Raw genomic sequence first — 14553 nt, 5'->3', positions numbered from 1 at the left:
GCGTTGCGTTATCTGTCGCGGCGCGCCGCCCTCACACCTCAATCCGCTCGACATTGCATACCCGCTGGAGGAACAACGTGAGCAACCTCAATATTCGCAAGGTGGCCGTGCTCGGCGCCGGCGTGATGGGCGCGCAGATCGCCGCGCACCTGATCAACGCCCGCGTGCCCGTGCTGCTGTTCGATTTGCCCGCGAAGGAAGGCCCGAAGAACGCCATCGCGCTCAAGGCGATCGAAGCGCTCAAGAAGCTCTCGCCCGCGCCGTTCGGCGTGAAGGACGACGCAAAATATCTCACGCCCGCGAACTACGAAGACGACATCGCCAAACTCGCGGAATGCGACGTGGTGATCGAAGCGATCGCCGAGCGCATGGACTGGAAGCACGACCTCTACAAGAAGGTCGCGCCGCACATCGGCCCGAACGCGATCTTCGCGACCAACACCTCGGGCCTGTCGATCACCGAACTTTCGCATGGCTTCGACGATACGTTGAAGGCGCGCTTTTGCGGCGTGCACTTTTTCAATCCGCCGCGCTACATGCACCTGGTCGAACTGATCCCGACCGCGCAAACGCAGCCCGAAATCCTCGACCAGCTCGAATCGTTCCTGACGAGCGTGGTAGGCAAGGGCGTGGTGCGCGCGAAGGACACGCCGAACTTCATCGCGAACCGCGTGGGCGTGTTCTCGATCCTCGCGGTGATCGCCGAGGCGAAGAAGTTCGGACTGCGTTTCGATGAAGTCGACGACCTCACCGGTGCTCGCCTTGGCCGCGCGAAGTCGGCGACGTTCCGCACGGCCGACGTGGTCGGTCTCGACACGATGGCGCACGTCATCAAGACGATGCAGGACAACCTGAAGGACGATCCGTTCTTCCCCGTGTACGAGACGCCTGCCGTGCTCGCGGGGCTCGTGGCGAAGGGCGCGCTCGGCCAGAAGACGGGTGGCGGCTTCTATCGCAAGGAAGGCAAAGCCATCAAGGTGCTCGACGCCGGCACGGGCGAATACGTCGATGGCGGCGGCAAGGCGGACGAACTGGTGGGCCGCATCCTCAAGCGTCCGCCCGCCGAGCGTCTGAAGCTGCTGCGCGAAACGCAGCATCCGCAGGCGCAGTTCCTGTGGTCGATCTTCCGTGACGTGTTCCACTACATCGGCGTGCATCTCCAGTCGATCGCGGACAACGCGCGCGATGTCGATCTCGCGATCCGCTGGGGCTTCGGCTGGAACGAAGGCCCGTTCGAAGGCTGGCAGGCCGCGGGCTGGAAGCAGGTGGCCGAGTGGGTGAAGGAAGACATCGACGCAGGCAAGGCGCTCTCGAATGCGCCGCTGCCCGCCTGGGTGTTCGAAGGCGCGGTTGCCGAAAACGGCGGCGTGCACGGCGCGCAGGGTTCGTGGTCGCCGGCTGAGGCGCGCTTCGTGCCGCGCTCGACTCTGCCGGTGTACGAGCGCCAGGTGTTCCGCGCGGCGCTGTTCGGCGAAACGAACGCACGCGACCCGAAGACCTTCGGCAAGACGCTGTTCGAGAACGACAACCTGCGCGCCTGGGTGGACGACCGCGCGGGCGAGGACGACGTCGTCATCGTCTCGTACAAGAGCAAGATGAACACGATGGGTCCGGCGCTGCTCGACTCGCTCGTGAAGGCCATCGAGATCGCCGAAGACGGCTACAAGGGCCTCGTGATCTGGCAACCGACGTCGCTCAAGCTCGGCGCGCCGGGCGGCCCGTTCTCGGCGGGCGCGAACCTCGAAGAGGCGATGCCCGCGTTCATGATGGGCGGGGCGAAGGGCATCGAGCCGTTCGTGAAGAAGTTCCAGGACACGATGCTGCGCGTGAAATACGCGAACGTGCCGGTCGTGACGGCGGTCTCGGGCATCGCGCTCGGCGGCGGCTGCGAAATCATGCTGCAAAGCGCGAAGCGCGTTGCGCACATCGAGAGCTTCGTTGGCCTCGTGGAAGTGGGCGTAGGTCTCGTGCCGGCGGGCGGCGGCCTGAAGGAAGCGGCGATTCGCGCGGCCGAAGGCGCGCAGGCGATTGGCGCGGCCCCGAGCGATCTGCTGCGCTTCCTGCAAAAGTCGTTCGAAAACGCGGCGATGGCGAAGGTGTCCAGCTCGGCGCACGACGCTCGCGCGATGGGCTATCTGAAGCCCTCGGACACCATCGTCTTCAACGTGTTCGAGCTGCTCGACACGGCGAAGAAGGAAGCGCGCGCACTGAGCGCGGCGGGCTACCGTGCGCCGCTGCGCGCGACGCAGATTCCGGTGGCGGGCCGCTCGGCAATCTCGACCATCAAGGCGTCGCTCGTGAACATGCGCGACGGCCGCTTCATCAGCGACCACGATTTCCTGATCGCGAGCCGCATCGCCGAAGCCGTGTGCGGTGGCGACGTCGAAGCGGGCAGCCTCGTCGACGAAGAATGGCTGCTCAAGCTCGAGCGCCGCGCCTTCGTCGAACTGCTCGGCACGCAGAAGACGCAGGAACGCATCATGGGCATGCTGCAAACCGGCAAGCCGGTGCGCAACTAAGCGGCACGACGCATACGAGATACTGGAGTCAAAGATGAGCAAACAGTTGCAGGATGCATACATCGTCGCCGCGAGCCGCACGCCCATCGGCAAGGCGCCGCGCGGCGTGTTCAGGAACACGCGCCCGGACGAGCTGCTCGTTCACGCGATCAAGTCGGCCGTGGCGCAGGTGCCCGGCCTCGACACGAGCGTGATCGAAGACGCTATCGTCGGCTGCGCGATTCCGGAAGCCGAGCAAGGCCTGAACGTGGCGCGCATCGGCGCGCTGCTCGCGGGGCTGCCGCAAAGCGTGGGCGGCGTGACCGTCAACCGCTTCTGCGCGTCGGGCCTCACGGCGCTCGCCATGGCCGCCGACCGCATTCGCGTGGGTGAGTCGGACGCGATGATCGCGGGCGGCTGCGAGTCGATGAGCATGGTGCCGATGATGGGCAACAAGCCGTCGCTCTCGCCGCATATCTTCGATCGCAACGAAGACGTTGGCATTGCTTACGGCATGGGCCTGACCGCCGAGAAGGTCGCGGAGCGCTGGAAGGTGAGCCGCGAAGCGCAGGACGCGTTCTCGGTCGAATCGCACCGCCGCGCGCTCGCCGCGCAACAGGCGGGCGAGTTCAGGGACGAGATCGCGCCGTACACGCTCGTCGAGCGCTTCCCCGATCTCGCTTCGGGCGAAGTGCAGGTGAAGGAGCGCCTGATCGAGCTGGACGAAGGCCCGCGCGCCGATACGACGCTCGAAGGCCTCGCGAAGCTGCGTCCGGTGTTCGCGAACAAGGGCTCGGTCACGGCGGGCAACAGCTCGCAGACGTCGGACGGCGCGGGCGCGCTGATCGTCGTTTCCGAGAAGATCCTCAAGCAGTTCAACCTCACGCCGCTCGCGCGTTTCGTGAGCTTCGCGGTGCGCGGCGTGCCGCCGGAGATCATGGGTATCGGCCCGAAGGAAGCGATTCCGGCGGCGCTGAAGGCCGCGGGCCTGAAGCAGGACGATCTGGACTGGATCGAGCTGAACGAGGCGTTCGCCGCGCAGTCGCTGGCGGTGATCCAGGACCTGGGGCTCGATCCTTCGAAGATCAATCCGCTGGGCGGCGCGATTGCGCTGGGCCACCCGCTCGGCGCGACGGGCGCGATTCGCGCCTCGACGGTCGTGCACGGCCTGCGCCGCCGCAACTACAAGTACGGCATGGTGACGATGTGCGTGGGCACCGGCATGGGTGCGGCGGGCATCATCGAGCGGCTGTAAGCGCTTCGGCCCCTCACTGGCCCCTGACCGGCCCCTGACGCATAGCGTTATCGACACGGTTCGCAGACTTCGCGGTTTGCGGACCGTTTTTCGTATCAGATTGCGACCTGATGAGACATTCGTATGAGCAACGAAATCCTGACCGCACGCGAGAATGGCGTGCTCACGATCACCATCGACCGGCCCGCGCGCAAGAACGCGCTCACGCCTCCGATGTACCAGGCGATGGCCGACGCGCTCGCCGCCGCGAACGAGGACGCCTCGGTGCGCGCCGTGCTGCTGCAAGGCCACGCTGAGAGCTTTACGGCGGGTAACGACATCGAGAACTTTCTGAAGACCCCGCCGACCGGTGCCGATTCGCCCGTGATCCGCTTTCTCGATGCCATCTCGACGTTCGAGAAGCCGCTCGTCGCGGCGGTGAAGGGGCCGGCCATCGGGGTAGGCACGACGCTGCTGTTGCATTGCGACATGGTCTACGCCGCCGACAATGCGCGCTTTGGCGTGCCGTTCTCGCAATTGGGGCTGTGCCCGGAAGCTGCTTCGTCGCTGTTGCTGCCGCGCATTGCGGGCTATCAGGGCGCGGCGGAAAAGCTGCTGCTCGGCGAGACCTTCGACGCGGCGGAAGCGCATCGCATGGGCTTCGTCAATCGCGTGCTGCCCGCCGCCGAGCTGGACGCGTTCGTCGCCGGGCAACTGGCGAAGCTGGCGGCGCTGCCTGCGTCGTCGCTGCGCGTGACGAAGTCGCTCATGAAGCGCGCGAGCGATCACGAGATCAAGACGCGCATCAGCGAGGAGTTCGTGCACTTCGGCAAGATGCTGCTCGCACCGGAAGCGCGCGAGGCGTTCACGGCTTTCCTCGAAAAGCGCAAGCCGGATTTCCGGCAGTTCGATTAAGCGCCCATGGCGCTTCAGGCCGTTTCGTAATCGACGTACCCGGACTCGCGGCAAAAGCTCACGAGCCGCAGTCCGGCGCGCTTCGCGATGGCGATGGCAAGCGACGAGGGCGCCGAGATCGTCGCGACCATCGGAATGCCCACGCGCGCGGCCTTGCGCACGAGCTCATAGCTCGCGCGGCTGGAGAGGAAGACGAAGCCCTGCTGCGTGTCGGCGCGCTCCATCACGAGCCGGCCGATGAGCTTGTCGAGCGCGTTGTGGCGGCCCACGTCCTCGAAGGCTCGCAGGATCGCGCCGTTTTCGTCGCACCAGGCGGCCGCGTGCAGGCCGCCCGTGAGCTTCGTGAGCGCCTGGTGCTGCGGCAATTCGCGTGCGGCGCGCGCGATGGCGTCGGGCGAGAGGCGCGCGACGAAGCCCGTGTCGGGCACCTGCTCGGGTTCGAGGTCGAGCAGGTCGATACTTTCGATGCCGCATACGCCGCAGCCGCTGCGCCCGGCGAGCGCGCGGCGCTTTTCCTTCAGTTCCACGAACGCCTGCTGCACCACGGTGAGGTGGACTTCGGCGTGCGGCAGGTCCGCGTCCTCATGCCAGTGGACCTCGATGTCCTGAATATCGGCGTTGCGCCCGACAATGCCCTCCGAGATCGCGAAGCCCACGGCGAACGCTTCGAGGTCGCGCGGCGTGCACATCATGACCGCGTGCGAGATGCCGTTGAAGACGAGCGCGACGGGCCATTCCTGGCCGACGTGGTCCTCGCGCGTTTGCACGTCGCCGCCACGGTGCCGGTGCACGCGCAATGCGACGGCGCCGGGCTGTTCTTCGGTTTCCAGATGATTCGACGCCGGAATCGGCGCGCGGGTAGGGGTATTCAAGCGCTAAACTCCATGACCTTGTGCGGCGCGGCACCGCGGCGCCGCCGGTGGACGGCGGGGCCGCGCCGCGCGCGGAAGGTTCTAAAATACCTCAAGCGGGCCGCGTGCGCTGATGTGCGTTTGTGTCCGCTTATGCCCGCGTCGCGAGGACACCGTCATGGCATTAAACGAAGCTCCGCTCCTTTTCCGCTTCGAGGTCGATTCGTCGGAAAACCTCACCTTTATCCCGATGTGCGTGCGCTTCAATCTGGATCGCTTCGGGCTGCGCATTTCGCTCGCGCAATGGCAATTGCTGCCCTACGAAGACCGCCGGTTGCTGGCGTGCTTTCCCGTGGACGAAGACACGCAGATCGAGCCCAACTTCGACCACGCGCTCTTCGAGATGATGCGCACGCATGCAAACGTCGAGCCCGAGTGGTTTGCGCCCGATGAAGCGCCCGCATGGCGCGACGTGAGTGCGGTGCCGGGCGGCATCGCGCTTCAGTCGGAGCTCGCCAACCTGCGCGCGCCCGGCGTCGAAGCGTGGTCGCAGCTCGATCCGTTCCAGCGCTACGTGCTCGCCAAGCTCGCGCGCAAGCCCGAGAGCAATCACGACTTCGCGCCCGCGATGCACGAGTTCGGGCTGGCGGCGCCCCGCTGATTTTTCCCGCTCTTTTTCCGCTTTTTCCCCGTTCGCTCGCACGCGCTTGCCGCGTGCGAGCGAGCGTGCGCGAATTTTCCCCACTTTCCCCGCCTGGCCCCTCAAGACGAGCCTGGCCGTGCCGTTATTTCGGGTTGGCGCTTCAGGCGCCGACCGGTCGCGCGCAGTTCGTGACCCATCATCCCGCGCACACGGCGCGGGCGCGAACGACGCTCGGCTTTCATGAACCTTCTTTTTTCGAAGCGCCAACTCATCAATCTGGCCGTCGTTGCGGCGGCCGTGGGCGCGAACGCCTTTGTCGCGTGGACGCAGATCGACGCCCAGCGCGAGATCGACCGGCGCGCCGGTGAAGCCGCCCGGATCCGCCATGACCTCGACCTCTATCGCGACGCCCTGGGCGGTGGCGTGAGCGCGCTCGGGCGTCTCGCGCAGCAAGGGGTGCCCGAGGCCGCAGGGGCGCGTGAGACGCGCGCCGCGCAACTCGACGCAACCGGCCGCGCGCTGCGTGCGGAACTGGCGGGCAACGCGGACCTCGCGGCGCGCTTCGACGCCGCGGCGCTGGAAGCCACGGCGATTGCGGGCGAGATCGACACGACGCTGGCGCGCGCCGAGCAGCGCCTGGTCGACGAGCGCGCCCAGGCCGTCGCGGTTGCGCAGGGCGCGAGCGCTCCCGTGGCCGCGCAGGCCGTGGCGGACAACGGGGTGGAGGGCGGTGCGGCGGCGCAGGAATCCGGCTCGGCGTCGCCCGCGAATGCGGCGCGCGCGCCCAAGGTGCAGCCGGCCGCCCGCGACGCACTTGCGCGCAACGCCGCCGCGACGGCTGCGCAGTCAGTCACGCAGTCAGCCGCACGATCAGTCACGCAGTGGGCGAGCGCGAAGGATGCCCGCGCGGCCGGCCACGTGGTGACCGGCGCGATCATGCCGTCGCTCGGTGCGCCTGTCGTGGCGGCAAGCGCCGTCGCGCCCGATGCACTCGCTTCGCTTGCATCTGACAGTGCGTTCACGAATGCGCCAGGCGTCGCGAACAGCGCATCGGTCCCCGCATCGGCCCCTGCATCAGCCACCGCTACACCCGCGACCGAAGTCACAACCGAAGCCACAACCCAGTCGCCCGCTACGGCGGCATGGCTCGCCAACGAATACATCCGCATCGACATGCGGGTGGACCGGCTCGCCGCGCGCCTCGCGGCGCTGCAAAGCGCCGAGGACTTCGCGCTGGCCGGCGCGCTCGCCGACTCGGCGCGCTCGGGCGGCCGCGCCTCGCTGCTGCTGATCGTGACGATGCTCGCGGGCGCGACGCTGCTCATCTACACGTTCGGCGCGCGCGAAAGCGCCGCCCGCGAAAAGCTGCGCGCGGTGAGCGGCATGCGCCTGCGCAACGAGCGCTTCCAGGGCCTTTTCGACGCGCACCCGGTGCCCATGTACGTGTTCGACCGCGAGACGCTGCGCTTTCTCGCCGTGAACACCGCCGCGATCCAGCAGTACGGCTACAGCGAGGAAGAATTCCTCGCGATGACGATCCGCGACATCCGTCCGGCCGAGGATATATCGCGCCTGGAGCAGCACCTCTCGCGCTCGGACACGCTTACGCAGAACGTGCGCACGATGGCCGGCATCTGGCACCATCGCCGCCGCGACGGCTCGCTCATCAGCGCGGACATCTCGCATCACTCGCTCACCTTCCTCGGCCGCGACGCCGTGTTCGTGCTCGCCGACGACGTCACCGAGCAGATCCAGGCCGAAGCGGAGGCGCAGCGCTCGAACCAGATGCTCGAGTCGGTGATCGACAACATTCCGCAGCGCATCTTCTGGAAGGACGCGCAATCGCGCTATCTCGGCTGCAACATGACCTTCGCGCGCGACGCGGGCCTCTCGTACCCGGAGCAGATCATCGGCAAGACCGACGACGAGCTGCCCTGGCGTGCGTATGCCGACGTCATGCGCGAGCAGGACCGCGACGTGCTCGAATCGGGCCTGCCGCGCATCAACCTCGAGCAGGATCTGACGATCGACGGCCTGCATCGCACCACCATGACGAGCAAGCTGCCGCTGCTCGACGGCGACGGCCGCGTGATCGGCGTGCTCGGTTCGTATTCGGACACCACCGACAGCAAGCGCGCCGACCTCGCGCTGCGCCTGCAAAGCCGCGCGCTCGACGCCTGCGTGAACGCCATTCTCATCACCGCGCCGGGGCCGGGCGGCAGCAACCTGATCGAGTACGCGAATCCGGCGTTTCGCCGCATCACGGGCTTCGATCCGGCCGAGGTGGTCGGTCAGGACTGCCGGCTGTTGCAACGCGACGACCGCGATCAGGAAGGCCTCATCGCCATCCGCAAGGCGCTGCTTTCCAATCGCGAGGTGAGCGCCGTGCTGCGCAACTACCGCAAGGACGGCGCGCTTTTCTGGAACCAGTTGCTGATCGCGCCCGTGCCCGATCTGGACGGCCGCATCACGCATCACATCGGCATCATCAACGACGTGACCGAGCTGATCCGCTACCAGGAACAGCTCGAATACCAGGCGAACTACGACAGCCTGACGATGCTGCCCAACCGCAATCTCCTGCGCGACCGGCTCCAGCACGCGCTGCTCGCGGCGCAGCGGCACGATACGGGCGTGGCGGTGGTGTTCATCGACCTCGACGGCTTCAAGAATGTGAACGACAGTCTCGGCCACAGCGTGGGCGACCGGCTGCTGGGCGTGGTGGCCGAGCGGCTCCAGCGCTGCACGCGCACGACCGACACGGTCGCGCGCCACGGCGGCGACGAGTTCGTGATCGTGCTGACCGACACCATCGACGAGAAGTCGCTGATCGGCTGGATGGAGCGGGCGCGCACGCTGATCTCGGAGCCGGTGTGGATCGACGGCACCGAGCTGTACGTGGGTTGCAGCATGGGCGCGAGCGTGTACCCGCAGGACGGCAACGACGCGGAGTCGCTGCTCAAGAAGGCCGATGTGGCGATGTATCGCGCGAAGGACATGGGCCGCAACACGTTCCAGTTCTTCCAGCCCGAGATGAACGCGAATGTGAGCGTGCGCCTGAACCTGGAGCGGCGCCTGCGCCGCGCGCTGCGCGACGGCGAGTTTTTGCTGCACTACCAGCCGCAGGTGGAGATCGAGGGCGGTCGTATCGTCGGCATGGAAGCGCTCGTGCGCTGGCGCGACCCCGAGGTGGGGCTCGTCTCGCCCGCGCAGTTCATTCCCGTGGCCGAGGAAAGCGGCCTGATCGGCCCGCTCTCCGACTGGGTGCTGCGCGAGGCGTGCCGGCAAAATCGCGCGTGGCAGCTCGCAGGGCTGCCGCCCGTGCGCGTTTCGGTGAACTTCTCGGCGAAGACGTTCCATCAGCGCGACATCGCGCAGCTCGTGAAGGATGTGCTTCAGGAAACCGGGCTGGACGCCTGCTGGCTCGAAATCGAGCTGACCGAAAGCACGCTCATGCGCAATGCGGAGGAGGCCGTGTCGATGTTGAACGAACTGCACGCGCTCGGCATCGGCATCGCCATCGACGACTTCGGCACCGGCTATTCGAGCCTGAGCTACCTCAAGCGCCTGCCCGTGGACCGGCTCAAGATCGACCGCTCGTTCGTGGCCGACATCGGCACGAGCAGCGACGACGAAACGATCACGGCGGCCATCATCGCGCTTGCGCACGAGCTGCGGCTGCAAGTGATCGCGGAAGGGGTGGAGACGTCGGCGCAGTTCGCCTTCCTGCGCGAGCGCGCGTGCGACGAGTTGCAGGGCTACTTTTTCGCGCCGCCGCTGCCCGGCGACGAGGCGGCGGCGCTGCTGCGCGCGAGCGCGGCCTATGAGGAACCGCCCGGGCTTGCGTGGACGGCCTGAGCCGGTCGCAAGGCGAGCGCCGCGGCGCGGGTCGCGGCGTTCGCAGTGGACTTATTCGACGTCCGGCAGGGCGCGCGGGCGGCGGTCCGCGCCGGTCGCGACGTAGGTGAGCGTGGCTTCGGTCACCTTGACGACTTCGTCCTGGAGGCGCATGCGCTGTGCGTAGACCTCGACTTCGACGGTCACCGAAGTCGTGCCCGTCTTGACGATCTCGGCATAAAAGCTCAGCAGGTCGCCCACGAACACCGGTTGCTTGAACACGAACGAATTCACCGCGACGGTGGCGACGCGTCCGTTGGCGCGGCGGCTGGCCGGAATCGAGCCGGCAATGTCGACCTGCGCCATGATCCAGCCGCCGAAGACGTCGCCGTGCACGTTGGCGTCCGAGGGTTGCGGCACGACGCGCAAGGCAGGCGATTTGGGGGGGAGCGGGAAGGAGTCGGTCATCGGGCATCCATGAAAAGGGATCGAACGGCGGGCGGCGAAACTGCGCGGGCGAGGAGCCAATCCAGGGCCAATCTGGCGCGGCCAGCGGCGCCCGCCGCCTTCTGCGACAATACGTCGATCAGGAATTGTACGGGAAAGCATCCGGTGGGGCGGGCGGTCCATTCGCGCCTTCCACCGTCGCGAAACCCGTCGCCGATAACCCCACAAGACTCGTCGTGCCGCTTGCGACGCGCCCGGCACCGGCCTTCGCGCGTCGCCGGGCGCACGCATCCCGCACGCTTTTCGCCGCTCGCCCATGCGCCGCTTTCCCGCTTCCAATGAACCCGCGCTGCCCGCCACCGGGCCGCGCAACGACTGGCAGACGATCGTTTCGCTGCTGCCTTACCTCACCGCCTATCGATGGCGCGTGGCGTTCGCGCTCACCTGCCTGATCGGCGCGAAGGTGGCCAACCTCGGCGTGCCGATCGTGATGAAGCACATCGTCGACGGCCTCGCTTCCGTGCGTCATCTCGAAGCGCTTGGGCGGGCGGAGCACGCGCCCGGCATCGTGCTCGCGGGCGGCGTCGGGCTGCTCGTGGTGGCGTATGCCGTGGTGCGGCTCTCGACGTCGCTGTTCACCGAGTTGCGCGAAATCCTCTTTTCGAAGGTGACGGAAAGCGCCGTGCGCCAGCTCGCGCTCAAGGTGTTCCGCCATCTGCACGCGCTCTCGCTGCGCTTTCACCTGGAGCGGCAAACGGGTGGCATGTCGCGCGACATCGAGCGCGGCACGCGCGGCATCACGCAGCTCATTTCGTGCTCGCTCTACAGCATCCTGCCGACGCTCGTGGAAGTGGGCCTCGTGCTCGGCTTCTTCGTGGTGAAGTACGAGGCGTATTACGCGATCGTGACGCTCATCGCGCTCGTGGCGTACATCGTGTTCACGGTGAAGGTGACCGAGTGGCGCACGCATTTCCGCCGCACCATGAACGAGCTCGATTCGCGCGCCAACGCGCGTGCGATCGATTCGCTCATCAACTACGAGACCGTGAAGTACTTCGGCAACGAAGAGTGGGAGACCACGCGCTACGACGAGAATCTGCGCCGCTACCGCAAGGCCGCGATCAAGTCACAGCACTCGCTTTCCGCGCTCAACTTCGGGCAGCAGGCGATCATCGGCACGGGGCTCGTGTTCATTCTCTGGCGTGCGACGCAAGGCGTGATGGCGGGGCGGCTCACGCTCGGCGATCTCGTGCTCATCAACACGTTCATGCTCCAGCTCTACATTCCGCTCAATTTTCTCGGCGTGGTGTATCGCGAGCTCAAGCAAAGCCTCACCGACATGGACCGCATGTTCACGCTTCTCGTCGTCGAGCGCGAAGTGGCCGATGTGCCCGGCGCGCCCGCGCTCGCGGTGCGCGGCGGCGAGGTGCGCTTTTCGCATGTGAATTTCGCGTACGAGCCTTCGCGGCAGATCCTGCACGACCTGAGCTTCACGATCGCCGCGGGCACGACCACGGCTGTGGTGGGGCACAGCGGCTCGGGCAAGTCCACGCTCGCGCGGCTCCTGTTCCGCTTCTACGATCTCGATCGCGCCGATCCTGGCAAGAGCGGCGGGGCGATTACGATCGACGGCCAGGATATCCGCGACGTCACGCAGGATTCGCTGCGCGCCTCGATCGGCATCGTGCCGCAGGACACAGTGCTGTTCAACGATTCGATCTACTACAACATCGCCTATGGCCGTCCCACGGCGAGCCGCGAGGAAGTGATCGCGGCGGCGCGTGCGGCGCATATTCACGCGTTCATCGAAAGTTTGCCGAAGGGTTACGACACGCCCGTGGGCGAGCGCGGCCTCAAGCTCTCGGGCGGCGAGAAGCAGCGCGTGGCGATCGCGCGCACGCTGCTCAAGAATCCGCCGATTCTGCTGTTCGACGAGGCGACGTCAGCGCTCGACTCGCGCTCGGAGCGCGCCATCCAGCACGAGCTCGACCAGATCGCGCGCGAGCGCACGACGCTCGTGATCGCGCACCGGCTCTCCACGGTCGTGCACGCGCAGCAGATCATCGTGATGGATCATGGGCGCATCGTGGAGCGCGGCACGCATGCGGAGTTGCTGGGCGCGGGCGCACACTACGCGCAGATGTGGGCGCTCCAGCAGCAAAAGGCGAGCGAGACGCCCCAGACGCAAGCGGGGCAGCAGGGGCAAGTCGAAGCGCCGGCGGCGGGTGGCCATTGATGCGCGCCGCGCCGAGCGCAGGCCGGCGTGCGTACGGCGCGTTTCAGCCGTGGCGGGCGGCGCCGCGCAAGGCGGTGTCGAGCGCTTCGAGTTGCGCGGGCGTGCCGACGTTTTCCCAGGCGCCTTCGTACAGCTCGCCGCTCGCGCGCCCCTGCGCGATGGACTCGCGATAGTACGGCGTGAGCGCGCGCTTCGTGCCGGGCGCGAGGTCGCGGAACATGCGCGTGTCATAAAGGCCGATATTGCCGAACGTGTAGCGCGGCGCGCCTTCGAGCGAGAGCAACCCTTCAGCGTTCAGCGCGAAGTCGCCGTTCGGATGAAACGGCGGATTCGGCACCATCACGAGATGCATGCCGGGCTCGGCCTGCGCCGCGAGCGTCTGGGCGCGCGCTTTCAGGCGTGCGAAATCGTAGGCGCTGTAGACGTCGCCGCTCACCGCGAGAAATACTTCGGGTACGCCGTTCGACTCGATGAGCGGCAGCGCCTGCGCAATGCCGCCCGCCGTTTCGAGCGCGTCGTGCTCGGGCGAATAGTGCAGCGTCACGCCAAAGCGCGAACCGTTGCCGAGCGCGGCTTCGATCTGCGCGCCAAGCCATGCGTGGTTGATGACGATGCGTGTGTAGCCCGACGCGGCGAGCCGCTCGATCTGCCAGACGATGAGCGGTTTGCCGCCCGCTTCGAGGAGCGGCTTCGGGCAGGTGTCGGTGAGCGGGCGCATGCGCTCGCCGCGTCCGGCGGCGAAGATCATCGCGGTGCGGCCGCTGCCGGCCCTCGCCGTTGCCGGCGCGTGATTCGATGGGGTCATGGCAGCCCGGCTCAGAACGTGTAACCGACTTCGACGGCGCTGCCTTGCAGGTCGTCGATGAGCCGCGCGAACGGCACGAGCGGTCGATAGCGGTGCGCGACCTTGCTCGCGTAGCCGAGAAAGCGCGGCAGGTCGTCCATGTAGTGCGGCTTGCCGTCGCGATAGTTGATGCGGCAAAAGAGGCCGAGCACCTTGATGTGGCGCTGCAAGCCCATCCATTCGAGCTGGCGATAGAACTCGCCGAAATCGGCATCGACGGGCAGGCCCGCCTTCTTCGCGCGCTCCCAGTAGTGCGCGAAGCAGTCGAGCTCGAACTCCTCGTCCCAGGTCAGGAACGCGTCGCGCAGCAGCGAGACGACGTCGTAGGTGATCGGGCCGTACACGGCGTCCTGGAAGTCGAGCACGCCGGGGTTGGGCGTTGCGATCATCAGGTTGCGGGGCATGAAGTCGCGCAGCATGAAGCTTTGCGGCTGCGCGCGCGCGCTCGCCACGAGCAGGGCGAAGGTGCGGTCGAGCATGCCGCGCGTGGCCTCGTCCACCTTGCGGCCGAGATGGCGCTCCAGATACCACTCGGGCATCAGCTCCATCTCGCGGTGCATGAAGGTTTCGTCGAACGCGGGCAGCACGCCTTCGCGCGTACTCAGTTGCCAGCGGATCAGCGCGTCGAGCGCGTCGCGCATCAGCTCGCGCGAGCGCGGGCCGGGACCGCTTTGCTGGAGCGTTTTCAGATAGGGCGCGGTGCCCAGATCGGTCACGAGCATGAAGCCCGCGTCGAAATCGACTTCCAGCACGCGGGGCACATGCACGCCGGCCGCGTCGAGCAACTGCGCGACCTGGGCGAATTCGCGGCACTTCTCGGGCGGCGGGGCGTCGACGGCGATCAGCGTCGCGCCGTGCTCGCCCGCGCTCGACAGGCGGAAGTAGCGGCGAAAGCTCGCGTCGGCGGAGGCCGCAGCGAGCGTGTCGAGGCTCAGGGCGTAGCGTTCGGCGTGGCTGCCGAGCCAGGCGGCGAGCAGGTCGCGACGCTTGTCGGCTGGGGGCCCGGCGGGGGAATCGGTGGAGGAATGCGCGGCGGAAAAGGTCATGA

The 14553-nt window shown here is 67.2% G+C and carries 10 protein-coding genes; 6 read left to right on the top strand and 4 right to left on the bottom strand.

Features of this window, described 5'->3' with window-relative positions; genetic code table 11:
- The first annotated feature begins 77 nt into the window (after positions 1–77).
- From C7401_RS21465 to C7401_RS21455, 3 genes are all read left to right on the top strand, one after another.
- Complete coding sequence (locus C7401_RS21465; RefSeq protein WP_112173394.1) at positions 78–2519, top strand: 3-hydroxyacyl-CoA dehydrogenase/enoyl-CoA hydratase family protein; 2442 nt, start codon at positions 78–80, stop codon at positions 2517–2519.
- Positions 2520–2553: 34 nt separating this feature from the next.
- On the top strand, positions 2554–3753 hold the full coding sequence (locus C7401_RS21460; RefSeq protein WP_112173393.1) for an acetyl-CoA C-acyltransferase: 1200 nt from the start codon (positions 2554–2556) through the stop codon (positions 3751–3753).
- A 123-nt stretch (positions 3754–3876) separates the two neighbouring features.
- Positions 3877–4647, top strand: coding sequence for an enoyl-CoA hydratase (locus C7401_RS21455; protein ID WP_112173392.1), 771 nt, complete (start codon positions 3877–3879; stop codon positions 4645–4647).
- 14 nt (positions 4648–4661) lie between these two features.
- Here C7401_RS21455 and fdhD read toward each other — a convergent pair whose 3' ends face one another.
- Positions 4662–5519, bottom strand: coding sequence for a formate dehydrogenase accessory sulfurtransferase FdhD (fdhD, locus tag C7401_RS21450; protein WP_258397177.1), 858 nt, complete (start codon positions 5517–5519; stop codon positions 4662–4664).
- A gap of 157 nt (positions 5520–5676) precedes the next feature.
- On the opposite strand from fdhD, the gene C7401_RS21445 reads away from it, so the two are divergent.
- Positions 5677–6159: a nitrate reductase associated protein gene (locus C7401_RS21445; RefSeq protein WP_112173391.1), complete on the top strand. Its 483-nt coding sequence runs from the start codon at positions 5677–5679 to the stop codon at positions 6157–6159.
- Between the two features lie 222 nt (positions 6160–6381).
- Entirely contained in the window at positions 6382–9999 is a 3618-nt protein-coding gene (locus C7401_RS21440) for a sensor domain-containing protein (RefSeq protein ID WP_258397176.1), read from the top strand.
- A gap of 51 nt (positions 10000–10050) precedes the next feature.
- Here C7401_RS21440 and C7401_RS21435 read toward each other — a convergent pair whose 3' ends face one another.
- On the bottom strand, positions 10051–10446 hold the full coding sequence (locus C7401_RS21435) for an acyl-CoA thioesterase (protein WP_112173390.1): 396 nt from the start codon (positions 10444–10446) through the stop codon (positions 10051–10053).
- 295 nt (positions 10447–10741) lie between these two features.
- Here C7401_RS21435 and C7401_RS21430 point away from each other — a divergent pair, with 295 nt between their 5' ends.
- A complete protein-coding gene (locus tag C7401_RS21430; RefSeq protein ID WP_112173389.1) occupies positions 10742–12661 on the top strand; it encodes an ABCB family ABC transporter ATP-binding protein/permease in 1920 nt (639 codons plus the stop codon).
- A gap of 43 nt (positions 12662–12704) precedes the next feature.
- Here the strand turns inward: C7401_RS21430 and murU are convergent, their stop codons facing one another.
- Together murU and C7401_RS21420 are read right to left on the bottom strand one after the other, a co-directional pair.
- Positions 12705–13466 (bottom strand): N-acetylmuramate alpha-1-phosphate uridylyltransferase MurU, encoded by a 762-nt coding sequence (murU, locus tag C7401_RS21425; RefSeq protein WP_112173388.1) that lies wholly within the window; start codon positions 13464–13466, stop codon positions 12705–12707.
- Positions 13467–13477: 11 nt separating this feature from the next.
- Entirely contained in the window at positions 13478–14551 is a 1074-nt protein-coding gene (locus C7401_RS21420; RefSeq protein WP_112173387.1) for an aminoglycoside phosphotransferase family protein, read from the bottom strand.
- Positions 14552–14553: the final 2 nt, after the last annotated feature.

This window comes from Paraburkholderia unamae (assembly GCF_003268775.1).
Lineage (GTDB): Bacteria > Pseudomonadota > Gammaproteobacteria > Burkholderiales > Burkholderiaceae > Paraburkholderia > Paraburkholderia unamae.
Note: the sequence above shows the minus strand (reverse complement) of the source record. Positions and strands in the feature narration are given on the sequence as shown.

What these genes read in the sequence shown, in the direction of transcription:
- C7401_RS21460 (WP_112173393.1), top strand. Translation starts at nt 2,554, where the DNA reads ATGAGCAAACAGTTGCAGGATGCATACATCGTCGCCGCGAGCCGCACG.
- C7401_RS21455 (WP_112173392.1), top strand. Translation starts at nt 3,877, where the DNA reads ATGAGCAACGAAATCCTGACCGCACGCGAGAATGGCGTGCTCACGATC.
- C7401_RS21445 (WP_112173391.1), top strand. Translation starts at nt 5,677, where the DNA reads ATGGCATTAAACGAAGCTCCGCTCCTTTTCCGCTTCGAGGTCGATTCG.
- C7401_RS21440 (WP_258397176.1), top strand. Translation starts at nt 6,382, where the DNA reads ATGAACCTTCTTTTTTCGAAGCGCCAACTCATCAATCTGGCCGTCGTT.
- C7401_RS21435 (WP_112173390.1), bottom strand. Translation starts at nt 10,446, where the DNA reads ATGACCGACTCCTTCCCGCTCCCCCCCAAATCGCCTGCCTTGCGCGTC.
- C7401_RS21430 (WP_112173389.1), top strand. Translation starts at nt 10,742, where the DNA reads ATGCGCCGCTTTCCCGCTTCCAATGAACCCGCGCTGCCCGCCACCGGG.
- murU (WP_112173388.1), bottom strand. Translation starts at nt 13,466, where the DNA reads ATGACCCCATCGAATCACGCGCCGGCAACGGCGAGGGCCGGCAGCGGC.
- C7401_RS21420 (WP_112173387.1), bottom strand. Translation starts at nt 14,551, where the DNA reads ATGACCTTTTCCGCCGCGCATTCCTCCACCGATTCCCCCGCCGGGCCC.